This is a genomic window from Salipiger thiooxidans (assembly GCF_900102075.1).
In the GTDB taxonomy this organism is placed as follows: domain Bacteria; phylum Pseudomonadota; class Alphaproteobacteria; order Rhodobacterales; family Rhodobacteraceae; genus Salipiger; species Salipiger thiooxidans.
On record NZ_FNAV01000029.1, the window covers coordinates 13,145 to 35,944 of the forward strand.

Annotated in this window: 22 protein-coding genes; 8 read left to right on the forward strand and 14 right to left on the reverse strand. The window is 69.0% G+C overall.

Annotated features, from left to right (window positions below; translation table 11 throughout):
* Nucleotides 1-74: 74 nt before the first annotated feature.
* The 4 genes from BLQ77_RS25780 to BLQ77_RS25795 all read right to left on the reverse strand — a co-directional run bounded on the left by BLQ77_RS25780 (nucleotide 75) and on the right by BLQ77_RS25795 (nucleotide 2,478).
* On the reverse strand, nucleotides 75-647 hold the full coding sequence (locus tag BLQ77_RS25780) for a cob(I)yrinic acid a,c-diamide adenosyltransferase (protein WP_089963995.1): 573 nt from the start codon (nucleotides 645-647) through the stop codon (nucleotides 75-77).
* Between the two features lie 2 nt (nucleotides 648-649).
* A complete protein-coding gene (locus BLQ77_RS25785) occupies nucleotides 650-853 on the reverse strand; it encodes a twin transmembrane helix small protein (protein ID WP_008887325.1) in 204 nt (67 codons plus the stop codon).
* Nucleotides 854-915: 62 nt separating this feature from the next.
* Entirely contained in the window at nucleotides 916-1,749 is an 834-nt protein-coding gene (locus BLQ77_RS25790; protein ID WP_089963996.1) for an SDR family NAD(P)-dependent oxidoreductase, read from the reverse strand.
* A gap of 63 nt (nucleotides 1,750-1,812) precedes the next feature.
* Entirely contained in the window at nucleotides 1,813-2,478 is a 666-nt protein-coding gene (locus tag BLQ77_RS25795) for an SH3 domain-containing protein (protein WP_089963997.1), read from the reverse strand.
* Nucleotides 2,479-2,660: 182 nt separating this feature from the next.
* Here BLQ77_RS25795 and BLQ77_RS25800 point away from each other — a divergent pair, with 182 nt between their 5' ends.
* From BLQ77_RS25800 to BLQ77_RS25825, 6 genes are all read left to right on the forward strand, one after another.
* Nucleotides 2,661-5,084 carry a DNA topoisomerase IV subunit A gene (locus BLQ77_RS25800; protein ID WP_089963998.1) on the forward strand — a complete coding sequence of 808 codons (2,424 nt, stop codon included), beginning with the start codon at nucleotides 2,661-2,663 and terminating at the stop codon, nucleotides 5,082-5,084.
* An 81-nt stretch (nucleotides 5,085-5,165) separates the two neighbouring features.
* Entirely contained in the window at nucleotides 5,166-6,389 is a 1,224-nt protein-coding gene (locus BLQ77_RS25805) for a DUF898 family protein (protein WP_089963999.1), read from the forward strand.
* A 3-nt stretch (nucleotides 6,390-6,392) separates the two neighbouring features.
* Complete coding sequence (locus tag BLQ77_RS25810) at nucleotides 6,393-7,514, forward strand: M48 family metallopeptidase (protein WP_089964000.1); 1,122 nt, start codon at nucleotides 6,393-6,395, stop codon at nucleotides 7,512-7,514.
* Nucleotides 7,515-7,736: 222 nt separating this feature from the next.
* Nucleotides 7,737-8,495: an electron transfer flavoprotein subunit beta/FixA family protein gene (locus BLQ77_RS25815; protein ID WP_089964001.1), complete on the forward strand. Its 759-nt coding sequence runs from the start codon at nucleotides 7,737-7,739 to the stop codon at nucleotides 8,493-8,495.
* Nucleotides 8,495-9,421 (forward strand): electron transfer flavoprotein subunit alpha/FixB family protein, encoded by a 927-nt coding sequence (locus BLQ77_RS25820; protein ID WP_008887101.1) that lies wholly within the window; start codon nucleotides 8,495-8,497, stop codon nucleotides 9,419-9,421. The genes BLQ77_RS25815 and BLQ77_RS25820 overlap by 1 nt, the downstream gene beginning before the upstream one ends.
* 178 nt (nucleotides 9,422-9,599) lie before the next feature.
* Nucleotides 9,600-10,166 (forward strand): NADPH-dependent FMN reductase, encoded by a 567-nt coding sequence (locus BLQ77_RS25825; protein WP_089964002.1) that lies wholly within the window; start codon nucleotides 9,600-9,602, stop codon nucleotides 10,164-10,166.
* A 78-nt stretch (nucleotides 10,167-10,244) separates the two neighbouring features.
* On the opposite strand, the gene BLQ77_RS25830 is transcribed toward BLQ77_RS25825, so the two are convergent.
* From BLQ77_RS25830 to BLQ77_RS25845, 4 genes are all read right to left on the reverse strand, one after another.
* Nucleotides 10,245-11,930 carry a KpsE/RkpR family capsule polysaccharide export protein gene (locus BLQ77_RS25830; protein WP_089964003.1) on the reverse strand — a complete coding sequence of 562 codons (1,686 nt, stop codon included), beginning with the start codon at nucleotides 11,928-11,930 and terminating at the stop codon, nucleotides 10,245-10,247.
* Nucleotides 11,908-12,567, reverse strand: a complete 660-nt coding sequence (locus tag BLQ77_RS25835; RefSeq protein ID WP_089964004.1) for an ABC transporter ATP-binding protein — start codon at nucleotides 12,565-12,567, stop codon at nucleotides 11,908-11,910. Before BLQ77_RS25835 ends, BLQ77_RS25830 begins: the two co-directional genes overlap by 23 nt.
* Nucleotides 12,568-12,800: 233 nt before the next feature.
* A complete protein-coding gene (locus tag BLQ77_RS25840) occupies nucleotides 12,801-13,823 on the reverse strand; it encodes a permease (protein ID WP_089964005.1) in 1,023 nt (340 codons plus the stop codon).
* Complete coding sequence (locus BLQ77_RS25845; protein WP_089964006.1) at nucleotides 13,816-14,166, reverse strand: ArsR/SmtB family transcription factor; 351 nt, start codon at nucleotides 14,164-14,166, stop codon at nucleotides 13,816-13,818. The genes BLQ77_RS25840 and BLQ77_RS25845 overlap by 8 nt, the downstream gene beginning before the upstream one ends.
* Before the next feature lie 106 nt (nucleotides 14,167-14,272).
* On the opposite strand from BLQ77_RS25845, the gene BLQ77_RS25850 reads away from it, so the two are divergent.
* Together BLQ77_RS25850 and BLQ77_RS25855 are read left to right on the forward strand one after the other, a co-directional pair.
* Nucleotides 14,273-14,869, forward strand: coding sequence for a uracil-DNA glycosylase family protein (locus BLQ77_RS25850; protein ID WP_089964007.1), 597 nt, complete (start codon nucleotides 14,273-14,275; stop codon nucleotides 14,867-14,869).
* A complete protein-coding gene (locus tag BLQ77_RS25855; protein ID WP_008886775.1) occupies nucleotides 14,866-15,657 on the forward strand; it encodes an SseB family protein in 792 nt (263 codons plus the stop codon). Before BLQ77_RS25850 ends, BLQ77_RS25855 begins: the two co-directional genes overlap by 4 nt.
* Nucleotides 15,658-15,673: 16 nt before the next feature.
* Here BLQ77_RS25855 and BLQ77_RS25860 read toward each other — a convergent pair whose 3' ends face one another.
* From BLQ77_RS25860 to BLQ77_RS25885, 6 genes are all read right to left on the reverse strand, one after another.
* On the reverse strand, nucleotides 15,674-16,681 hold the full coding sequence (locus BLQ77_RS25860; RefSeq protein ID WP_089964008.1) for a P1 family peptidase: 1,008 nt from the start codon (nucleotides 16,679-16,681) through the stop codon (nucleotides 15,674-15,676).
* Nucleotides 16,682-17,110: 429 nt separating this feature from the next.
* Complete coding sequence (locus BLQ77_RS25865; protein WP_089964009.1) at nucleotides 17,111-17,851, reverse strand: SDR family oxidoreductase; 741 nt, start codon at nucleotides 17,849-17,851, stop codon at nucleotides 17,111-17,113.
* An 87-nt stretch (nucleotides 17,852-17,938) separates the two neighbouring features.
* Nucleotides 17,939-19,384 carry an aldehyde dehydrogenase family protein gene (locus BLQ77_RS25870; protein WP_089964010.1) on the reverse strand — a complete coding sequence of 482 codons (1,446 nt, stop codon included), beginning with the start codon at nucleotides 19,382-19,384 and terminating at the stop codon, nucleotides 17,939-17,941.
* Nucleotides 19,362-21,032 carry an ABC transporter ATP-binding protein gene (locus BLQ77_RS25875; RefSeq protein ID WP_089964011.1) on the reverse strand — a complete coding sequence of 557 codons (1,671 nt, stop codon included), beginning with the start codon at nucleotides 21,030-21,032 and terminating at the stop codon, nucleotides 19,362-19,364. The genes BLQ77_RS25870 and BLQ77_RS25875 overlap by 23 nt, the downstream gene beginning before the upstream one ends.
* Nucleotides 21,029-21,844 carry an ABC transporter permease gene (locus tag BLQ77_RS25880; protein WP_008886646.1) on the reverse strand — a complete coding sequence of 272 codons (816 nt, stop codon included), beginning with the start codon at nucleotides 21,842-21,844 and terminating at the stop codon, nucleotides 21,029-21,031. The genes BLQ77_RS25875 and BLQ77_RS25880 overlap by 4 nt, the downstream gene beginning before the upstream one ends.
* Nucleotides 21,841-22,785 (reverse strand): ABC transporter permease, encoded by a 945-nt coding sequence (locus tag BLQ77_RS25885; RefSeq protein WP_089964012.1) that lies wholly within the window; start codon nucleotides 22,783-22,785, stop codon nucleotides 21,841-21,843. The genes BLQ77_RS25880 and BLQ77_RS25885 overlap by 4 nt, the downstream gene beginning before the upstream one ends.
* Nucleotides 22,786-22,800 lie beyond the last annotated feature (15 nt).

A 22,800-nucleotide genomic window follows, 5' to 3' on the forward strand; every position in this document is an offset into this window, starting at 1 on the left:
GGCAAGATGAAGGGGCGGGCGCCCAAATTTCGGGAGCGCGCGCCACGTGTGTGGGTGTTTTTTCGCCGCTTTGGCTAGCGGTTGGCGCCCGGGACCCAGAGCACGTCGGCGCGGCCGTTGTGGTTGGAGATGCGCGAGGCCACGAAGAACCAGTCGCTGAGCCGGTTGAGGTATTTCACCGCGTGTTCGTTCACCTCCTCGACGGAGGCGAGCTCTACGGTGCGGCGTTCGGCCCGGCGTGCGACCGTGCGGCAGACGTGCAGATGCGCCGCCAGCGCCGAGCCCCCGGGCAGCACGAAGCTGCGCAGCGGCTCGAGATCGGCGTTCATCGCGTCGATCTCGGCCTCGAGCCGGTCGACCTGCGCGGCAACCATGCGCAGCACCGGGTAGCCGGCCTCGGCGTCCTTCGAGATGTCCGGGCGACCGACATCGGCGCCAAGGTCGAAAAGGTCGTTCTGGATCCGCGCCAAAGCCTCGGCGAGAGCGCCCTCGGCGTGGTGCCGGGTCACGCCCAGCGCCGCGTTGAGCTCGTCGACGGTGCCATAGGCCTCGACCCGTGCATTGAACTTCGGCACCCGGGTGCCGTCGACCAGCGCGGTGTCGCCCTTGTCGCCGGTGCGGGTGTAGATCTTGTTGAGCACGACCATGGTCAGCCTCCCCTGCGGATCAGGACGAAGATCACGATCAGCACCACCGCCACGAACTGCGCGATGATGCGCCAGCGCATCGCCTTGTTTGCATATTTCTTGTTGAACTCGCCGCCCTTGGCAAAGGAGCCGATGCCGAAGAGCAGGATCAGGACGACCACCAGCATGACGCCGGCAACCGCCAGGAACAATGGATCGTCTCGCATCTCGTCTCTCCCTCCCAGGCTTCGCCAGAGACATAGCCGGTCGCGACGGAAAAGCGAACCGCCTATCGGGCGCGGTCGATCAGCGTATCCAGCGCGGCGGTCGGCAGGATCCGCCGCAGCCGCCCCATCAGGTGGGTGGGCACGGTCACGTAGTAGCGCGGCTTCGGGCGCGGGTGCTCCAGCGCTCTGGCCAGCACGTCGGTCACAGCCGAGGGCGGCAGCTCGAAACGGTCCTTCGAGGGCGAAGCGTAGAGCCGCCTGAGCAGCGAAGTCTCGTACTGGGCGGCGCGGGGCGAGGCCTTCCAGTCGAGCCATTTCTCGAAATAGGGCACCGAGTTGGCGCGGATCCGCGAGGTGATCGGGCCGGGCTCGATCAGGATCACCTTGATGTCGGTGTCGCGCATCTCGATCCGCAGCACGTCGGTCAGCCCTTCGAGCGCGAACTTGGACGAGACATAGGCTCCACGCCACGGCATCGGCACAAGCCCCAGCACCGAGGAACAGTTGACGATCCGCCCGTGCCCCTGCCGCCGCATCACCGGGATCACCGCGCGGGTGAGCGTGTGCCAGCCGAAAAAGTTGCCCTCGAAGATCTCGCGCAGGGCGCCGGTGGGGAGGTCCTCGACCGCGCCCGGCACCGCGAAGGCGCCGTTGTTGTAGAGCGCGTCGAGCGTGCCGCCGGTCGAGCTGAGCACCTGGTCCAGGGCGCGGGTGATGCTGGCCTCGTCGGTGTAGTCGAGCTGGGGGCTCGCGAAGCCCTCGTCGCGCAGGCGGGCGCAGTCCTTCTCCTGCCGGCAGGCGGCGAAGACGCGCCAGCCGCGGGCGCGCAGCCCGTGCGCCGCGTCATGGCCGATCCCCGAGGAACAGCCTGTAATGAGAACGGATCTGCCGGTCATGCGCGCCCTTTCCTGCCTGTCGCGACCGGCGTAAGCCAGCCCGGCAGGGGGCGCAAGCGTGGCTCAGTCGGCGGCCACGCGCAGGAAGTCGTCGGACATCCAGCCGACTCGGTTGCTCTCTGTCACCTTGAGGCGCACCCAGCCATCGCCGGGATCGGCGAGGACCTCGACCGAGGCGCCACGGCTCAACTGGTCGACCACGTGAAAACGGGTGCCGGGGCCGTTGCGCATGTTCACCAGCGTGCCGGTGACCTTGCGCATGTCGGGCAGCACGGCCAACTCGGCATCCTCGGGCGTGGCATCGCTGGTGGTGGCCACCGCGGCAAGCTGGATGGCCTCGTCGCCCTGTGCCGCGTCGATCGGGACGCCGGGCGAGGCCATGGGCCGCACCGAGGCGAGCGTGATGTCGAGTTTCGGAACCGGACTGGTCTCGGGCCGGGCCTTCGGCTTGGCGGTCTGCGCGAGCGTCTGGGCGTCGGGCGTCTTCAGGTCGCTGCCGCTCGAGACCGTCGCGGATGCCGGCACGATCCGGGCCTGCCCGATCTTCGCCTGTGCGACGGTTGCGAGAGTGGCGGCATCGGTGCTCCCGCGAGAGACCTCGGGCATGGGGGCCGTCACGGCAGAGGCCATCTTTTCGGTGCGATGTTCGACCCCGAAGTCGGCGCCGCCCGACATCTCGTACCAGGCCACTCCCAGCAGGCCGAAGGTAACCAGAATATAACTCTTCATCTCAAATTCTCCCGCCACAGTTACCGCGAAGGGACCAATGGCACCGCGCCGCGAAAAAACCCTGCGACGCCGCTGTCAGAGTATCAGATTCCCGCGACGGCTCTAAGGGAATTCCGTAAAAATTCGCCCCGCCGGACGGCGACCGCTTTACCGGCGCTCTCGCCGCTTGTATCTCACAATCTATGAATGACATCGTCGATGACCCCAATATGAACCCCCGTAACGTGGCCGAGCCGCTTCGCCGTGCCATCGGCGAGCGCTACCTGACCTACGCGCTTTCGACGATCATGAACCGGGCGCTTCCTGACGCCCGCGATGGGCTGAAGCCCGTTCATCGTCGTATCCTATATGCAATGCGCAGGCTCCGGCTTAGTTCCTCCGGAGGCTTCCTGAAGTCCGCAAAGATCAGCGGCGACACCATGGGCGACTTCCACCCGCACGGTGACGCGGCGATCTACGACGCCATGGCGCGCCTCGCGCAGGACTTCACGATCCGCTACCCGCTGGTCGACGGTCAGGGCAACTTCGGCAACATCGACGGCGACAACCCGGCGGCCTCGCGCTACACCGAAGCGCGCATGACGATCATGGCCGAGGCGCTGCTCGAGGGGCTCGACGAGGATTCGGTCGACTTCCGCCCGAACTACGACGGCCGTCTCGAAGAACCGACGGTGCTGCCCGCCTCCTACCCGAACCTGCTGGCCAACGGTGCCAGCGGCATCGCGGTGGGCATGGCCACCAACATCCCGCCGCACAACATCGGCGAGCTCATCGACGCCTGCCTGCATCTGATCAAGACGCCGGACGCCCGCGACGAGACCCTGCTGAACTACGTGCCCGGCCCGGACTTCCCCACGGGCGGCGTCATCGTCGAGCCGCGCGAGAACATCGCCGAGGCCTACCGCACCGGCCGCGGCTCGATCCGCCTGCGCGCCAAATGGGAGGTCGAGGACCTCGGCCGCGGCATGTGGCAGGCGGTGGTGACCGAGATCCCCTACCAGGTGCAGAAGTCGAAACTGGTCGAACGGCTGGCCGAGCTGATCCAGACCAAGAAGGTGCCGATCCTCGCCGACATCCGCGACGAGAGCGCGGAAGACGTGCGCATGGTGCTGGAGCCCAAGACCAAGAACGTCGATCCCGACGTGCTGATGAACATGCTGTTCCGCAACAGCGACCTCGAGATCCGCTTCTCGCTGAACATGAACGTGCTGATCGACGGGCTCACGCCCAAGGTCTGCTCGCTCAAGGAGGTGCTGCGCGCCTTCCTCGACTTCCGCCGCGACGTGCTCTGCCGCCGTTCGCGTCACCGGATGGCGAAGATCGACAACCGGCTGGAGGTGCTCGAAGGCCTGATCATCGCCTTCCTGAACCTCGACCGGGTGATCGACATCATCCGCTACGACGACGACCCCAAGGCCGCGCTGATGTACGAGGACTGGTCGAAGCCGCACCAGGCGACGATCTCGCGCGCGACCGACGACAGCGACTACGTGTCGCCGCTGCTGGGCGTCGACGTGAAGGCGCTCGAGCTGCGGCCCGATCCCGAGGCAGTGGCCCGTGGCGTGCTTGCCGACGAGGGCGGGCCGGGCACCATCCCGCAGCGCTTCGGCGGCCGCTCCGAAGGGCTCTCGGACGTGCAGGCCGAGGCCATCCTGAACATGCGCCTGCGCAGCCTGCGCCGGCTCGAGGAGCTCGAGCTGGTCAACGAGCGCGACAAGCTGATGGAAGAGCGCGCCGGGCTCGAGGACCTTCTGGCCAGCGACGAGCTGCAGTGGAAGCGCATCTCCGAGCAGCTGCGCGAGGTGAAGAAGAGCTTCGCCAAGGATCTCGACCGTGGCGCGCGCCTGACCTCCTTCGCCGAGGCGGGCGAGGCCGAGGAAGTGCCGCTCGAGGCGATGATCGAGCGCGAGCCGATCACCGTGGTGTGCAGCCAGATGGGCTGGATCCGCGCCATGACCGGCCACATCGACCTGAACCGCGAGCTCAAGTTCAAGGACGGCGACGGCCCGCGCTTCGTTTTCCACGCCGAGACCACCGACAAGCTGCTGGTCTTCGGCACCAACGGCCGCTTCTACACCCTCGCGGCGGCGAGCCTGCCGGGCGGGCGCGGCATGGGTGAGCCGCTGCGCCTGATGGTCGACCTGCCGAACGAGGCCGAAATCCTCGACATCTTCATCCATCAGCCCGACCGCCGGCTGCTGGTGGCCTCCTCCGCCGGCGACGGTTTCGTCGTACCCGAGGCCGAGGTGCTGGCCCAGACCCGCGCCGGCAAGCAGGTGCTGAACGTCAAGGACGGGGTAAAGGCAAAGGTCTGCAAGCCGGTCTCCGGCGACGCCGTGGCAGTGGTGGGCGAGAACCGCAAGGTGCTGGTCTTCATGGCCGACGAGCTGCCCGAGATGGGCCGCGGCAAGGGCGTCCGCCTGCAGAAGTACAAGGACGGCGGCATGTCCGACGTCACCACCTTCACCCTCGCAGACGGCCTGTCGTGGCGTGACCCGGCCGGGCGCACCCGCACCGAGACCAACCTCGAAGAGTGGATCGGCAAGCGGGCGACCTCGGGCCGGATGGCGCCGCGAGGCTTCCCGCGCGACAACACCTTCACCTGAGCCCAACGCGGCTTTCGGTCCTGCCTTCGGGCGGGACCTGACACCCTGAGCCCATCCCCTCGGGCAGCAAGGCAATTCGGCATGAGTGACGGCAATTACGCCCACGGAGACTACACCGGCGACGGCAAGGCCCTGTTCTTCCTTGCCCTGCGCACCGGGCTCCTGACGTTCTTCACCCTCGGCATCTACCGTTTCTGGGCCAAGACCCGGATCCGCCGCTTCATCTGGTCCTCGACCCGGCTCGACGGCTCGCGCTTCGAATACACCGGCACCGGGCTCGAGAAGTTCCTCGGCTTCCTGATGGCGGTGGTGATCCTCGCGGTCTACCTCGGCCTGATCCAGATCCTGCTGTTCTGGTTCGGCATGACCATCTTCGCCACCCCGGCAAGCCCCGAGCAGGCGCTCGCGCAGAGCATCGGCTTCTCGCTCTCGGGTCTCGCGGTGCTGCCCTTCGTGTTCTTCGCCATCTACCGCGCCCGGCGCTACCGCATGGCCCGCACCCGCTGGCGCGGCATCCGGTTCGGCATGGAGAAGAACGCCTGGGGCTACGCCTTCCGTGCCATGGGCTACTGGGCGCTGACCCTGCTGAGCCTCGGCCTGCTCACCCCGCTGATGACCTTCCGGCTCGAGAAATACATGACCGACCGCACCTGGTTCGGTGACGCCCGATTCGAGCAACAGGGGCGCTGGACGGCGCTCTACGGCAAGATGAAGCACGTTTTCATCGGGCTTGCCCTGCTCATCGCCTCGGGCGTCGGCTTCGCGCTGAGCGCCGACGGTTTCTCGGGGCTCACGCTGCTGGCCATCGTCGCGATTCCCGTGGGCGTGGTCTGGTTCGGGATCGGCCTGATCTCGTACAACGTCCAGAGCTTCGCCTATCTCGCGCAGAACAAGACGCTGGGCGAACGCATCGCCTTTCACGCGGAGCCCCGCACCAAGGACATCATCCTCGCCTACATCGTCGGCAGCATCGTGCTGGCGATCGGCCTGTCGGTCGCCACGGCGGTCTGGGGCGGTCTGGCGGCGGCGCTGCTCTCGGGCGTGGATTTCGAGACCGCCGGCCCGGGGTTCCAGCCCGCGATGGTCGCGCCGATCCTCGTCACCGCGGCGGGCTACATGCTGACACTGATCGCGGCCCATGCCGGCGCGCTCGCGGCGATCACCCAGCCCATCATCAAGCACTACGTGACCACGATGACGCTCATCAACCTGCCCGCGCTCGCATCGATCCAGCAGCGCGCCTCGGACCCCGGCGCCGATGCCGAGGGCTTTGCCGACGCGCTCGACATCGGCGGGGCGATCTGACCCGTGCAGGGCGAGGCGTATCTCTACGACGGACGCTCGGCGATCCGGCACCGGGTCGACGTGACGCTCACCGAACGGCGCGACGCGCTCGTGATCTCCGGCGACGCCCTGCCCGAGCCGCTGGTCTGGCCGCTGCCGGACCTGCGCGCGCTCGGCGATCATCCGGACGACAGCCAGATCATCCTGACCCGCCATCTCGACACCGAGGACGAGACCCTGCGCGATCAGGCAAGGCTGGTGATCGACGACCCCGAGATGGTCACCTGGTTGCGCCGCACCCGCCCGCGCCTGCACCGGCGCGACCTGCGCCACGGCACGTGGCGGCGGATCTGGCTGAGCCTCGGCGGGGCCGTCGCGGCGGTGCTGCTGATGGTCTTCGTGATCCTGCCAGCGCTGGCGGGCACCCTCGCCGAGCTGCTGCCCGTCGAGAAGGAGATCGCCTTCGGCCGCAGCGTGAAGGCCCAGATGGAGCGCATGTTCGGTGCCGAGGAGAACGGCGCGCTCGACTGCGACGCGCCCGCTGGCCGCGCCGCGCTCGACCGGCTGGTGGCGCGGCTGACCGAGGGGCAGGACATCGGCTACCCTCTCGAAGTGACGGTCATCGAGCACGGAATGATGAACGCCTTCGCCGTGCCGGGCGGGCAGATCGTGGTGATGAACGGGCTGCTCAAGGGCGCCGAGACCCCCGACATGGTGGCCGCGGTGCTCGCGCACGAGATCGGCCACGTGGCGCACCGCGACCCGACGCGAAACGCCCTGCGCGCCGCCGGATCGGTGGGCCTGCTGGGGCTGCTATTCGGCGATTTCACCGGCAGCGCGGTGATGGTGCTGCTGGCCGAACAGCTGGTCAACGCCAGCTACACGCAGGATGCCGAGGCGCAGGCCGACGCCTTCGCCTTCGACACCCTCGTCGCGGCGGACCTGCCGCCCGAGGCGCTCGCCGAGATGTTCGAGACCTTCCGCAAGGAATACGGCGACGTATCGGGCCCGATGGCGCATTTCGCCTCGCACCCGCGGCTGGCCGAGCGCATCGAGGCCGCCCGCGACGCCACGCCGGCGGAGCTGGCCCCGCGCCCCGCGCTGACCGAGACTGAGTGGCAGGCGCTCCGGTCGATCTGCGATTGACGTCAGGGAAGACAAAAGGTGTTTCTTTCGAGTATTTTCGGAAAGAACACGGGGCACCCGTGGCGTGATTGGGACCCGGACAGACACGAAACGCGGCGTCCATTTGGCGCTAACAGGTCGTTTTAGCTCTGTTTCCCCTGCCTTTGGTTCGTTATCACCCCACAGGAGAGACAAAACTCGGGAGTCGCGCCCGCCGCGACGCATCAAGGGAGAGAACCGCCGATGAAGGTGCTTGTGCCTGTCAAACGGGTGATCGACTACAACGTGAAGGTCCGCGTGAAAGCGGACGGCAGCGGTGTCGATCTGGCCAACGTGAAGATGTCGATGAACCCCTTCGACGAAATCGCGGTCGAGGAAGCCATCCGTCTCAAGGAAGCCGGCAAGGCCTCCGAGGTGATCGTCGTGTCGATCGGTGTGAAGCAGGCGCAGGAGACGCTGCGCACTGGCCTCGCGATGGGCGCCGACCGCGCCATCCTGGTGACCGCCGCCGAGGACGTGCACGAGGACATCGAGCCGCTCGCCGTGGCCAAGATCCTTGCCGCCATCGTCAAGGAAGAAGAGCCGGGGCTGGTGATCTGCGGCAAGCAGGCCATCGACAACGACCTCGGCGCCACCGGCCAGATGCTGGCAGCCCTGACCGGCTTGGCGCAGGCGACCAACGCCAACACGCTTGAGGTCGCGGACGACAGCGCCACCGTGGCGCGCGAGGTCGACGGCGGCCTGCAGACCATCAAGGTCTCGCTCCCGGCGATCGTCACCACCGACCTCCGTCTCAACGAGCCGCGCTACGCTTCGCTTCCCAACATCATGAAGGCGAAGAAGAAGCCGCTCGACGAGAAGACGCCCGCCGACTACGGCGTCGACGTGTCGCCGCGTCTCGAGGTCGTCAAGACCGCCGAGCCGGCAGCGCGCGCGGCAGGCATCATGGTGGGCTCGGTCGACGAGCTCGTGGCGAAACTGAAAGACGCGGGGGCGATCTGATGGCTGTTCTTCTTCTTGCAGAAATCACCGACGGCGCGCTGTCGATGGACGCCACCGCCAAGGCCGTGGCCGCCTCGGCCCCGCTCGGCGACGTGACGGTCCTGGCCGTCGGCTCCAAGGCGAAGGACGCCGCCGCCGAGGCCGCGACCATCGCCGGTGTCGCCAAAGTGCTGGTCGCCGAGGATGCAATCTACGGCCATCGCCTCGCGGAACCCACCGCGGCGCTGATCGTGAGCCTCGCAGGCAACTACAGCCACATCGTGGCCCCGGCCACGACCGACGCGAAGAACATCCTGCCGCGGGTTGCCGCGCTGCTGGACGTGATGGTTCTGTCCGATGTCACCTCGGTGGTGGATGCGGATACCTTCGAGCGCCCGATCTACGCCGGCAACGCCATGCAGACGGTGAAGTCGAAGGATGAAACGAAGGTCATCACCTTCCGGACCTCGACCTTCGAAGCGGCTGCCACCGGCGGCGCGGCCCCGGTCGAGGACGTGGCGGCGGCCGAGAACCCCGGCCTGTCCGAGTGGCTCGAAGACAAGGTCGCGGAGAGCGACCGCCCCGAGCTGACCTCTGCCAAGATCGTCGTCTCGGGCGGTCGCGGCGTGGGCTCGGAAGAGGACTTCGCGATCATCGAGGCGCTGGCGGACAAGCTCGGCGCAGCCGTGGGCGCATCGCGCGCGGCGGTCGACTCGGGCTTCGCGCCGAACGACTGGCAGGTCGGCCAGACCGGCAAGGTCGTGGCGCCGGATCTCTACATCGCCTGCGGCATCTCAGGCGCGATCCAGCACCTCGCCGGCATGAAGGACAGCAAGGTCATCGTCGCGATCAACAAGGACGAGGAGGCGCCGATCTTCCAGGTTGCCGACTTCGGCCTCGTCGCCGACCTCTTCGAGGCCGTGCCCGAACTCACCGGCAAGGTCTGACCCCTTTCACGAAACACCCGCGAAGGCCCGCCCCACCGGCGGGCCTTTTGCTTTTGCACATACGAACGGGCGGCACGTGCAGCCACGCACCCGACCTGTGCGGTTCCGGCCATTGCCGCAGTGCGGCAAGTGATTAGCTTCCACACCAACAGACAGTCTCACCGAAAAGGAGAATCTCATGGCACTGAAGCTCAAGATCGTCACCTCGAGCACCCGCCCCGGCCGCATCGGCCCGATCGTCAGCAACTGGGTTGCCGCCCAGGCTGCCGCCCATGGCAAGTTCGAGGTCGAAATCCTCGATCTCGAGACCTTCGGGCTGCCGCTCCTCGACGAGCCGAACCACCCGGCGATGCAGGCCTACACCCAGGACCACACCAAGGCATTCAGCGCCGCCGTGGCCGATGCCGACGCCTTCGTCTTCGTGACCCCGGAATACAACTCGTTCCCGCCGGCCGCGGTCGTGAACGCGCTGCAGGCGCTCGTCCTCGAGTGGGAGCGCAAGCCCGCGGGCGTCGTGTCCTACGGCGGCATCTCGGGCGGTCTGCGCGCCGCGCAGGAGCTGCGCATGCTGCTCGCCAACATGAACATCATGCCGATCAAGCAGGTCGTGCCGATGCCGATGGTCTTCGGCGACATCACCGAGGAAGGCGCCCTGTCGCCGAACGAGGAAGTCGCGAAGGGCACCACCGGCATGCTCGAAGAGCTGCTGGTCTGGGCCGAGGCGCTGGCTCCGGCACGCGCCTGATACATCAGCCTTCGGGCAGGGAAAGGCCGCCGGGGATCTTCTCGGCGGCCTTTTTCATTGTCTCGCGCGCTCTGGCCGTCAGCTCGCCACCTGCTCGCGCAGGACCGAGGCGGTGAGCGAGATCATCAGGTAGACGCCCGAGAAGATCAGGAAGGCGAGAATGGTGTTCTCGAACTTTCGCGGGTAGCTCGGGTCCTCGGAGGCCACAGGCACCACCGAGGTGGTCAGGTAACGCGCCTGGCTGTCGGCATCGCGCCGCGCCTGCGCCAGCCGCTCGAGCGCGGTCTGCAGCATCAGGTCGCGGGTCGAGAGATCCGCCTCGGCCAGCTTGATCTGCACCGCGATCTCGGCCAGCGAGTTCTCGCCCGAGGTGGCGCTGGTCATGTCCGCGTTCAGTTCTGCCAGCAGGGTCTCGAGCCGCCGCACGTCGCCCCGGGCGCCCTCGACCCTGGCGCTGTTGGGCCGGGCGTTGTCGAGCAGCGCCTGCAGGGTGAGCTGCTTTTCCTGCAACTGCACCTCGACATTGCTGATCTGGGTGCGCAGGGCGGCGATGCGGCCCTCGGGGTCGACCACCGAGCCCTCCTGCTGCAGCCGCACCAGCCTCTCCTGCGCGTCGTAGCGGGCCTGCTCGGCCTCCTCGAGACCGCTCTCCGCGTCGGTCACGGCGTTGGAACGCTTGCGCAGCGACAGGTTGTCGACGCGGTCCTCGGCGTAGCCGATCAGCGCCCGGCTGAATCGCGCGGCTGTCTCGGGGTCGGCGGCCATGATCTCCATCTTGATGACGCCTTCGGTCGGGTCGTAGCCGATCTCGATGTTGCGCTTGTAGAGCTTGTAGGCCTCTTCGTTCGACGCGCCCGGATCGAGCCGCTGGATCGGGTCGATCCAGTCCTGCTCGTAATGCGCCTTGAACCCCTCGTCGCTGTCGAGGCGCAGCATCGCGTCCTTGGAAAGCAGGTAGCTCTGCACCGCGATGGCGTCCTGGTTGGTGGCGAACTGGGTGCCCGAGAACAGGCTGCCCATGGAGCTGGCCGAGCTCTCGGCCTTGAGGATCAGGAACTCGGACCTGGTCGAGAACATCGGCGTCGCGACCACGTAGAAATAGTAGCCCGCGAGGATCGTCGGCAGCATCACGAAGAACGCCAGCCGGGTCAGCAGCAGCACGAGCTTCTTGCGCCGCCGGGTGGCAAGCTCGCGCTGGATCTGCAGGATCTCGGCGGCGCGACGCTCGGCCGGGCTGGCGATCCGGGTCGAGGGCAGATGCGCCTTGCCGCCCGCCGGAACCGTCTGCGGCAACTGCACACGCGGATGCTGACGCGGGGCCGAGGCCTGAGCCGCGGCTCCCCCGGCGGAAGGCTGCCGCCCGCCACCCCCGGCCCCGCCCGCGTCGGGCACCACGAGCTCGAGCATGTTGCTGCGCTTGAACGGGTCGATCCCGCGCGCCCGAAGCAGCCGCACGGCGTCGAAATCGGTCGCCGGCGCGAAGCCATGCTTCTGCGCCACCCGGCGCGCCATGCGCAGTTGCCGCGCGGTGAGCCCTTCGCTGCAGATGGCGTCCACCTCGGTGCCGCCCCGCGCGGGCGCGGCGGGGCTGTCGTCACCGGCGAGCGACGCGAATTCGGGGCGCAGCGGCGCCTCCTGCGGGCGGGGAGCCACGGGGCGGGCTTGCGTGTTCGTGCTCTGGGGGCGCGGCGCGTCCGGCGCGGCCCCCTCCCCGGCCACGCCGCGGCGGGTGCGGAATTTCTTAGCCTTGGGTTTCGTAGTCATAGAGCTGCTTCGCTTCTTCCAAGGTTTCAAACATGTGCAACTTGCCGTCCATCAGCACCGCCGCCTTGCGCGCGAACCGCTCGAGGATCTGCGGCTGGTGCGAGACGATCACGATGGTCGTGGTGCGCAACCGTTCGGCAAGGACGTCACCGGCCTTGCGGTTGAACTCGACATCGGTCGAGTTCGGCATCCCCTCGTCGATCAGGTAGATGTCGAAATCGAGCGCCAGCATCAGCGCGAAGGTGAACCGCGACCGCATCCCGCTCGAGTAGGTGCCGATGGGCTGCTCGAAATACTCGCCCAGCCCGCAGAGCCAGCGGCAGAAGCTCTCGACGTAATCCGGGTCTATGCCGTACATGCGCGCGATGAAGCGGGCGTTCTCGCGCGCGGAGATCTTCGAGATCACCCCGCCCATGAAGCCCAGCGGGAAGGACACCCGGCAATTGCGGCGGATCTCGCCCTCGTCCGGTTTCTCGAGCCCCGCCATCATGCGGATCAGCGTGGTCTTGCCGGTGCCGTTGGGCGCGAGGATGCCGAGCGACTCGCCCAGGTCCACGCGGAACGACACCCGGTCAAGGATCACGTTGCGCCGGGTGCCGGTCCAGAAGGACTTGCTGACCATGTCGAACTCTAACATCACCGTTTCCCGGCTCTTGCCCGTCCTGCAATGGCAGAACGTGATTAAGCATGTCTTAGGCCGGGAATCTGGTGAGATTATGGCCCGGAGCGGAAACAAAGGAGTCTCCTGCCCCTGCGGATGTCACGATTGTTCGGCTCCGGTGCCGGGCGGACGGCGAAACCCCCGCCGGTTCGGGCGGGGGATGACAGGCGCGGCTTAACCCTGAATGACGCCGAGCGGCGCGACCGGGATCAGGCCCAGAGCCCCCAGCACAGCCCGGCGATCACCGCGCCCAGCACCGCGTATCCGAGGTAGGCCGCGAAGACCCGCGGCTTCACCAGCGCCCAGACGGCGACGGCGGCGGGAATGCTGCTGACGCCGCCCGCGACGACGAAGCTCATCGCAGCCCCGGGCGCCATGCCCTGTGACAGGAGCGCGTCGACCAGCGGCACCGCGGCGTAGCCGTTGAGATAGGCCGGCGCGCCCACAAGCGCCCCGAGCAGCACCGGCCACGGCCCGCTGCCGCCCAGCAGCCCGGCGATGGCCTCGGCCGGGATATGGCGCAGCATCACCGCCTCGAGCAGATAGGCCAGCAGCAGCCATTTCAGCAGGAAGAGCGCGTTGCTCACGGCCTCGTCCCGGAAGGTCTCGCGCCGGGCGCTCTCCTGCCAGAAGCGCCAGACCGGCCGGCCCCGGAATGGCGCCTTCACGCCACAGCAGCCGCCCACCTTGGGCGCCACCCGCAGCGGATCGGCGAAGACCACGCTGCCTTTCAGCGCCATGGTCCCGAAGCCGCCCAGAAGCCCCATGCCGACCGCGGCCAGCGCCTTGCCGATGGCGAAATCCCAGCCCAGCGTGCCCGAAGTGATCAGGAACATCGCCGGGTCCATCAGCGGCGAGGCCAGCCAGAACGCCATGACCGCGCTCAGAGGCGCCCCCACCGCCAACAGCGCCGCGATGAAGGGGATCACCTGGCACGAGCAGAAGGGCGACAGCCCGCCCAGCAGGGCCGCGAAGACGATCATCCGGATCTCGCGCCCCTCGAAGGCCTTCGCCAGCAGGGTCTCGGCGCCGCTTGCCTTGACGAAGGCCACCGCCAGCACCGCGAAGACGATGAAGGGCGCGGTGCCTCGCAGCGCTTCCAGCGCAAAGCCAAGCGTGGGCAGAAACTGCCCGCGCTCGCCGATCGCCACCAGCACCAGCAGCACCGCGCTCGCCGCCCAGGCCCGGTCGATTCTCGGCAGCCGCCGGGTCGGTGTCGTCGTGTCAACCATGGTCGCTCTCCGTCCCGGCGCAATCGGCGCAGCAATGGGTCAGCAGGAATTCCGACAGTGCCCGCACCTCGTCATAGGCCGCGGCGGCGCAGATGATGCTGCGGCCGTCCCGCTCCTGCGTGACCAGCCCGGCGGCGGCGAGGATCCTGAGGTGGTGGGTCAGCGTGGACCCGGTCACCCCCGCGCGCTTGCCCAGCGCGCCGATGGGCAGCCCCCCGGGGCCGGAACGCACCAGCACCCGGAGCACGTTCAGGCGCTGCTCGGAGCCGAGTGCCGAGAACTTCGAGGCGGCAATTTCCAGCGCCATGTCGGGGCCGGATGGGATGGGCGAATCCTGTTTCATATTTCTAGCATTATCGAAATGATTGCATCCGGCAAGAAACATTTCGACGATTATCGAAATAAACGCAGGACTGGCAGCGTGCCCCATCGCGCATTAGCTCCAGTCCATGACCGACACGCTCGACGACCTGTCCACACGCCTCTCCGGCTGCCGCCTCTGCGCCGACCGCTTCGCCGCGACCGCGACGCGCCACGCCCCCCGGCCCGTGGTCTGGTTCGACCGCGGCGCCCGGCTGCTGATCGCGGGACAGGCGCCGGGGCTCAAGGTCCACGAACGCGGCCGCCCCTTCGACGATCCCTCGGGCACCCGGCTGCGAGACTGGCTCGGCCTCTCCGAGGCGCAGTTCTGGGACCGCTCGCGCATCGCCATCGTGCCCATGGCCTTTTGCTTTCCTGGCTACGACGCCAACGGCGCCGACCTGCCGCCGCCACCGCTCTGCCGCGCCACCTGGCACGACGCGCTCTTCGAGGCGCTCGGCGAGATCCGCCTGCGGGTCTATGTCGGCGGCTATGCCCACCGCTACCACCTCGGTGCAAAGACCGGCGTCACCGAGACCGTCCGGGGCTGGCGCGACCACCTGCCCGACGCAATTCCCTTGCCGCATCCGTCCTGGCGCAATACGGCATGGCTGAAACGCAACCCGTGGTTCGCGGACGAGCTGCTGCCCGTCCTGCGCGCCCGTGTCCGCGAGGCAATGGAATGACCGAAATCACCCCGCTCGACGCCGCCCACGCAGCGATGGAGGCCGCACCGCAGGACGACGCGGCGCGCCTGCGCTTCTACGAACGGCTGGCCGATGGCGAGCTCTTCGTCCTGCTGGCGAAGGAGGCCGAGGGCGACAACATCGAGCCCGAGCTCTTCGAACTCGGCGACGCCAGCTTCGTGCTGGTCTTCGACCGCGAGGAGCGCCTGTCGCAATTCGTCGGCCGCGAGGCACCCTACGCCGCGCTCTCGGGCCGCATCGCCGCCAACATGCTGGCCGGTCAGGGCATCGGGCTTGCCCTCAACCTCGAGGTCGCGCCCTCGCAGATGCTGCTGCCCCCCGAGGCGGTGGACTGGCTCTCCGAGACCCTCGGCCACGGCCCGCAGGAGACCGAGGCCCATATCGAAGAGGTAAGCCCCCCCGGCGGCCTGCCCGAGGTACTGGTGACGGCGCTCGACACCAAGCTCGCCACCGCGACCGGCCTCGCCCGCTGCGCCTGGCTCGCGGGCGTCGCCTATTCCGACGGCACCCGCAGCCACCTGCTGGCCTTCGCGGGCACCGTGCCCGGCGCCGAAGAGGCGCTGGCGCGCGCGGTGAACGAGGCGCTGGTGTTCTCGGGCATCGAGGCGGGCGCGCTCGACGTCGCCTTCGTGCGCGACAGCGACCCGCTCGCCGCCTCGCTGACCCGCGTCGGCCTGCGCTTCGACCTGCCCGAGCCCGAGGCCCCGGCCAAGGTCGAACGAATCGCCCCGGGCTCCGACCCGAAGAGCCCGCCGATCCTGCGCTGATCCCCCGGCGCGCCCGCTAGAGCCCGAGATCCTGCCGCAGCGTCGGCAGGGTGTCCCCGGGCGCGGGCACGGCCTCCCACACCGCCCGCGCGATGGCCCGCGCAAGGCAGAGGCTCGCCGCGTGGCCGATCTCCGCCAGCTGCATGGGCGCCCCGTCGAGGGGCCTCGCCCCGGTCGCCGCGGCAAAGACGAGATCGCCGTCCATCGACGAATGCGCCGGTACGATGGCGCGACCAATGCCGTCATGCGCCGCCACTGCCATGCGATGACACTGCGCCTTGTCGAGCGCGGCATCGGTGGCGACCACGGCGATGGTGGTGTTGGCCTGCGCCATCTGCGCCATCGCCGCCATCCGCCTGCTCTCGGGCGGCGGCACGTAGCCTGAGGGATCGCCACCGAGCCCGCCGAACTCGGCGCCCATCTCGAAGGGCGCCGCCCAGAAATGCCGCCCCGAGGGCGTGGTGACGCTGCCGATGGGATTCGCCGCCACCAGCGCGCCCACGGTGATGCCGCTCTCGAGCACGAGGCTGGCCGAGCCCAGCCCGCCCTTGTGCATCGCGGTCAGCGCCCCGGTGCCGGCCCCGGCGCTGCCCAGTGCGAACCCCTCGCCCGCCGCCGCGAGCGCCGCCCGCCCCAGCGCCGGGTAGGGGTTCACCCCCCAGTCCTTGTCGCCGCCGTTCAACAGGTCGAAGAGGATCGCCGCCGGCACGATCGGCACCCGCGCCGGGCCGACCGCAAAGCCGCGCCCGGCCTCGTGCAGCGCGTCCATCACGCCCTGCGCCGCCGCCAGCCCGAAGGCGCTGCCCCCCGAGAGCACCAGCGCATCGACCCCGGGCGCGGACTTGTCGGGCGCCAGCAGGTCGGTCTCGCGGGTGCCCGGGGCCCCGCCCATCACGGCCACCGAGGCCACCATCGGCGCTGGCGCCGTGATCACCGTCACCCCGGATTTCAGCGCCGCGTCCTGGGCATTGCCGACCGAAAGACCGGCCACGTCGGTGATGAGATTTCGGGGTCCCGGGCGCATGTCGATCCTCCAGACTGATCCTGCCGCAGTCTTGGCAGTCCCTCTCCCGGGCGCAACCCCGCCCCTCCATCTCGCCCGATAAACTCCGGGGGAGTCCGCGGCACGCGGACGGGGCAGAGCCCGCTGCTCATCCGTAGCTTGTACCTGCCAAACGTCGATGGGGTGTTCTCGCTCCACCCGCCTCGCGAAGAACGTCTCTCCAGCGAAGACCGCCTCCCTCTGGCGCAACCCGGCCCCTTCATCTTGCCAGATAAACTCCGGGGGAGTCTCCGCAGGAGACGGGGGCAGAGCCCCCTCTTTCCTCGCCTCAAGCCTCGAAACGCAGATGCATCAGAGCCCGCCACCTCCCGGCAACAGGACAAGTCCCACTCCCCGGACACGCCCGGACAACCGCCACCGCAGAACGACGGCAACCAACCGGACAGACCCTCAGATGCAGCGCCCGCCATCGACCTCCATGCAGACGCCGGTGACCATCGACGCCTCGTCCGAGCAGAGGTAGAGCGCCGCGTTCGCCATGTCCTCGGGCGTCGAGAACCGGCCCAGCGGAATGGTCGAGAGGAACTTCGCCCGCATCTCCGGGGTATCCTCGCCCATGAAGCTCGCCAGAAGCGGCGTGTCCCCCGCCACCGGGTTCAGCGCGTTGACCCGAACCCCGGCCGGCGCCAGCTCAATGGCCATGGCGCGCGTCGCGGTGTTCATCCAGCCCTTCGAGGCGTTGTACCAGTTGAGCCGGGGCCGCGGCGACACCCCGGCTGTCGAGGCCACGTTCAGGATCGCCCCCGAGCCGCGCTCCTTCATGTGACCGACCAGCGCCCGCGCCGTCAGGTAGACCGACTTGCAGTTCGCCGCGAAGACCCGGTCGAAATCCGCTTCCGAGACCTCCTCCATCGGCGCCGGCAGGTGGGTGATCCCGGCGTTGTTCACGAGAATGTCGACCTGCCCCATCTCCGCCATCGCGGCCGAGACCATCTCCTCCACGCTGGCACCGTCCGCGACGTCCACCCGGCAGGCGATGCCGCCGCAGGCCGAGGCCACGCGCTCGGCGCCGTCCATATTGATGTCCGCCACCATCACGCGGGCGCCCTCGGCCGCGAAGCGCACGGCGATGCCCTCGCCAAAGCCCGATCCCGCGCCCGTCACGATGGCGCATTTCCCCTGCAATCTCATCGAAATCTCCTCCCTCAGTCCTTCCAAGCGTCTCTCGGGGGGCCCGCACCCGACAGCACGCGCGCGACGGCCCCCGAGAAAACCACCTCACCCGTGCCGCGCCGCCACGGTCTTGAGCACAGAGAAGCCGTAGAGCGCCTCGAAGCCCTTCTCCCGCCCGTGCCCGGACTTGCCGACACCGCCGAAGGGCAGCTCCACCCCGCCCCCGGCGCCGTAATTGTTGAGAAACACCTGCCCCGCCCGCAGCTTCCGCGCGAGCCGCATCTGGCGCGCGCCGTCACGGGTCCAGACGCTGGCCACGAGCCCATAGTCGGTGCCGTTGGCGATCTGCACCGCCTCCTCCTCGGTGTCGAAGGGGATGATGACCTGCACCGGCCCGAAGACCTCGTCGCGGGCCAGCACGTGATCCGGCGGCACCGGACCGAAGAGCGCCGGGTGCACGTAATTGCCGCCCTCGGGCAGCCCCTCGGCAAGCTGCGCCTGCGCCAGCAGCGGCAGGTCGGCCCCCTGCCCGAGGAAGCCCTCGACCCGCGCCTTCTGCCGTGCGTTGATCAGCGGGCCGATGTCGCGGTCGTCCATGGCCGGGCCCACCACCTTGGCGGCATAGGCCTCCGCCATGCGGCGGCTGACCTCGTCCAGAACCTCGCGCTGCACGAGGATGCGCGACGAGGCCGAGCAGGTCTGCCCGGCGTTCTGCAGCCCCGCGTTCACGAGAAACGGCAGCGCCGCGTCGAGATCCGCGTCCGCGAACACCAGCTGCGGCGACTTGCCCCCGAGCTCCAGCGTTACCGGCACCACGTTGGCCCCCGCCGCCTGCTGCACGGCGACGCCCGCGCCGACCGAGCCGGTGAAGCTCAGGTGCTGGATGCCCGGGTGCCCGGCCAGCGCCGCCCCGGCCTCGGCCCCCAGCCCCGGCACCACGTTCAGCGCGCCCGCGGGCAACCCGGCCGCCTCGGCGATGCGGGCGAAGGCGAGCGCCGTGAGGCAGGCGTCCTCGGCGGGCTTCAGCACACAGGCATTGCCCATGGCAAGCGCCGCACCGACCGACCGGCCGATGATCTGCATCGGGTAGTTCCACGGCACGATGTGGCCGGTGACCCCGTGCGGCTCGCGCAGGGTGTAGACGGTGTAGCCGTCGAGATAGGGGATGGTCTCGCCGTGGATCTTGTCGGCGGCTCCGCCGTAGAACTCGCAGTAGCGCGCCAGCGCCACCGCGTCGGCCCGCGCCTGCGTCAGCGGCTTGCCGACGTCGCGGGCCTCCATCTCGGCAAGCTCGTCGACATGCTCGAGCACGCGCAGCCCGATGCGGGTGAGGATGCGGCCGCGCTCGGTGGCAGTGAGGCGCCCCCATTCGCCCTCGAGCGCCGCCTGCGCGGCGGCCACGGCATCGTCGATGTCCGAGGCGGTGCCCCGGGCGATGCGGCCGATCTCTTCGCCGGTGGACGGGTCGTGCAAAGGCAGGGTGTCCGGCGTCGCACGCCAGCTGCCACCGATCAGGATGCGATCGGTCTCATGGGACAGGGTGTCCAGCATCGGTGTCTCCTCCTCCCGATGGCTGCGGCAAGGACGGCGCCGCGGCTATGAGAGATTTGGTATACCAATGCTGCGGGTTGTCAAATACCGCGTCGGTCAGCCCCTGCTCGACAATCTCGCCGGCGCGCATCACCAGCACCCGGTCGGTGATCCCGCGCACCACGCTGAGATCGTGCGAGATGAAGAGGTAGGTGAGCCCGTGACTCCGCGACAGCCCCGCGATCAGGTCGAGGATCTGCGCCCGCACCCGCACGTCCAGCGCCGAGACCGCCTCGTCGAAGATCACCAGCTCGGGCCGGATGATGAGCGCGCGGGCGATGGCGATGCGCTGGCGCTGGCCACCCGAGAAGGCGTGGATGTAGCTCTCGGCGTGTTCGGGTCTCAGCCCCACGGCGGTGAGCGCCTCGGCGATGGCCGCGTCGCGGGCGGCGCCCTTGGGCGGGTCGGGCAGCAGGTGGAAGGGCTCGGACACGAGCCGACCCACCCGGTGGCGCGGGTTGAACGAGCCGTAGGGGTCCTGGAACACCACCTGCACGCGGCGGCGCACTTCGGGGTCGGGGCGACCATGGCTGAAGACCGCGCGGCCGTCGAGGCTGATGCTGCCCCCCTGCACCGGCTCGAGCCCGAGGATGGCGCGCGACAGGGTGGACTTGCCGCAACCGGATTCGCCCACGAGCCCGACGCGCTCGCCGCGCCGGATCTCGAGGCTGACGCCGTTCACCGCGACATGATCCTCGCGCGGGCGGAACAGGCGGCGCGGCCCCGGGTAGCGGCGGGTGACCCCGTCGACGCTCAGCAGCGGCGCCTCGGCGCGCGCGGGCGGCAGGTCGGCACGGTGGCGCGACGCCTCGAAGAGCTGCCGCGTGTAGGGGTGGCGCATGGTGCGCAAGAGCGTCGCGGTCTCGCCCTGCTCGACGATCTCGCCGTCCTTCATCACCGCGATGCGGTCGGCCATCTCGGAGACCACGGCGAGGTCATGGGTGATCATCATCAGCCCCATGCCCTCGTCCCGGACGAAGCCGCGCAGAAGCTCGAGGATCTGCGCCTGCGTGGTGACGTCGAGCGCGGTGGTGGGCTCGTCGGCGATCAGCAGCCGCGGCCGCAGCGCGATGGCCATGGCGATCACCACCCGCTGCCGCTGCCCGCCGGACAGCTCGTGCGGATAGCGCGTCGGCGGCACCCGGTCGGGCGGCAGGCCGACCCGCACCAGCGCCTCGGCGGCGCGCCTGCGGGCCTCGGCGCGCGGGGCGGCCTTGTGGATCAGGATGGTCTCGGCCACCTGGTCGCCGATGCGCTGCACCGGGTTGAGCGCGGTCATCGGTTCCTGAAAGACCATGCCGATGTCGCGGCCCCGCAGGGCGCAGAGCCTTTCCTCGGACAGGCTCAGCAGGTCGGTGCCGTCGAAGCGCAGCGCACCGGTGGTCTCGGCGGCGAAGGGCAGAAGGCCCATCGCGGCAAAGGCGGTCATCGACTTGCCCGAGCCGGATTCGCCGGTCAGCGCCACGATCTCGCCCGGCGCGATGGTGAGCGAGACGTCGCGAAGGATCTGCCGGTCGTGAATGCGCATCGACAGTCCGTCGACGTGCAGCAAGGGGCGCGTTGCGGGCTGCGTATCGCGCGGGGATGTCCGGACCGAGGACAGGCTCATGCGCGCACCACCCGCAGGCGTGGGTCGAGCCGGTCGCGCAGCCCGTCACCGAGAAGGTTCAGGCCCAGCACCATCAGGACAATGGCGAGCCCCGGCATGATCGCCACGTGCGGCGCCAGCGCCACCATGGTCTGCGCATCCGCGAGCATCCGGCCCCAGGACGGGATCGGGGGCTGCGCGCCGAGCCCCACGTAGGAGAGCCCCGCCTCGGCGAGAATGCCGAGCGAGAACTGGATGGTGCCCTGCACGATCAGCAGGTTGGCGATGTTGGGCAGGATGTGCTCGGCGCTGATGCGGGGGGCGGTCTTGCCGGCGACCCGGGCGGCCAGGATGAACTCCCGCTTCCAGAGGCTGAGCGCGGCGCCGCGGGAGAGGCGCGCGAAAACCGGGATGTTGAAGATGCCGATGGCGATGATGGCATTGGTGGCGCCGGGCCCGAGGATGGCGGTGATGAGGATGGCGATCACGAGGCTCGGGAACGCGAAGACGAGGTCGTTCATCCGCATGATGGCCTCGTCGAGCCAGCCGCCATGGCGGGCGGCGGCGGCAAGCCCCAGCGGCACGCCCGCGCCCATGCCGATGCCCACGGCGACCAGCGCAACCGCGATGGAAGTACGCGCGCCCACCATGATCATGCTCAGGATGTCGCGGCCGAAATGGTCGGTGCCGAACCAGTGCGCCGCCGAGGGGGTCTGCAGCCGGTTGGCGATCTGCATCGCCTCGGTGTCGTAGGGCGTCCAGACATAGGACAGCAGCGCGGCGGCGAGGAAGAGCGCGGTGAGCGCACCGCCGAGCACAAGGTTGCGGGTCATCGGCTTGTCCTCAGCCGCGGGTCGACGGCCGCATAGGCGAGGTCGGTGAGGAAGTTCACCGAGATCACCGCGAAGACCAGCAGCATGACCACCGATTCCACCACGATCAGGTCGCGCTGGGTGATGGCCTGGAAGATCAGCCGCCCCAGCCCCGGCAGGAAGAACACCTGCTCGATGATGATGGCCCCCGCCAGCAGGAACGAGAACTGCAGCCCGATGATGGTCAGCACCGGGATCATCGCGTTGCGCACCCCGTGCCGCCACAGCGCCTGCCGGCGCGTGAGCCCCTTGGCGCGGGCGGTGCGGATGAAATCCTCGTGCAGGATGTCGAGCAGCGACGAGCGCATCACCCGGGTCAGGATCGCCGCCTGCGGCAGGGCGAGCGCGACGGCGGGAAGCGTGAGAGCCTTCAGCCCCATCAGCGGGTCGTCCCAGCCGGGGAAGCCGCCGGCGCTGAACCAGCGCAGCTTGATGGCGAAGAGCAGCACGAGCAGCATGGCGAACCAGAAGTTCGGGATGGCGATGCCGAGCTGCGTCGCCGCGATCACCCCCGCATCTCCTGCCCGGCCGCGGCGCGCGGCGGCGAAGATGCCTGCCGGGAAGGCAATGACGACCGACAGTGTCAGCGCGTAGAGCGCCAGCGGCAGCGACACCCGGATGCGCTCGGCCACCATCTGCGAGACCGGCGCGCGGTAGGTATAGGAGGTGCCGAAGTCGCCCTGCACCATGCCGCCGACCCAGGCGAGGTAGCGCTCGGCCCGCGGCAGGTCGAGCCCGAGCTCGGCCCGCAGCGCGGCGACGGTGTCGGGACGGGCGTTGATGCCCAGCATGTAGCTCGCCGGATCGCCGGGCGCGACCTCGACCACAAGGAAGATCACCAGCGAGGCAAGCGCGAGGCTGAGCGCGAGGATGACCAGCCGTTTCAGGGCGTAGGCAAGCATCGTCCGCTCCCTAGG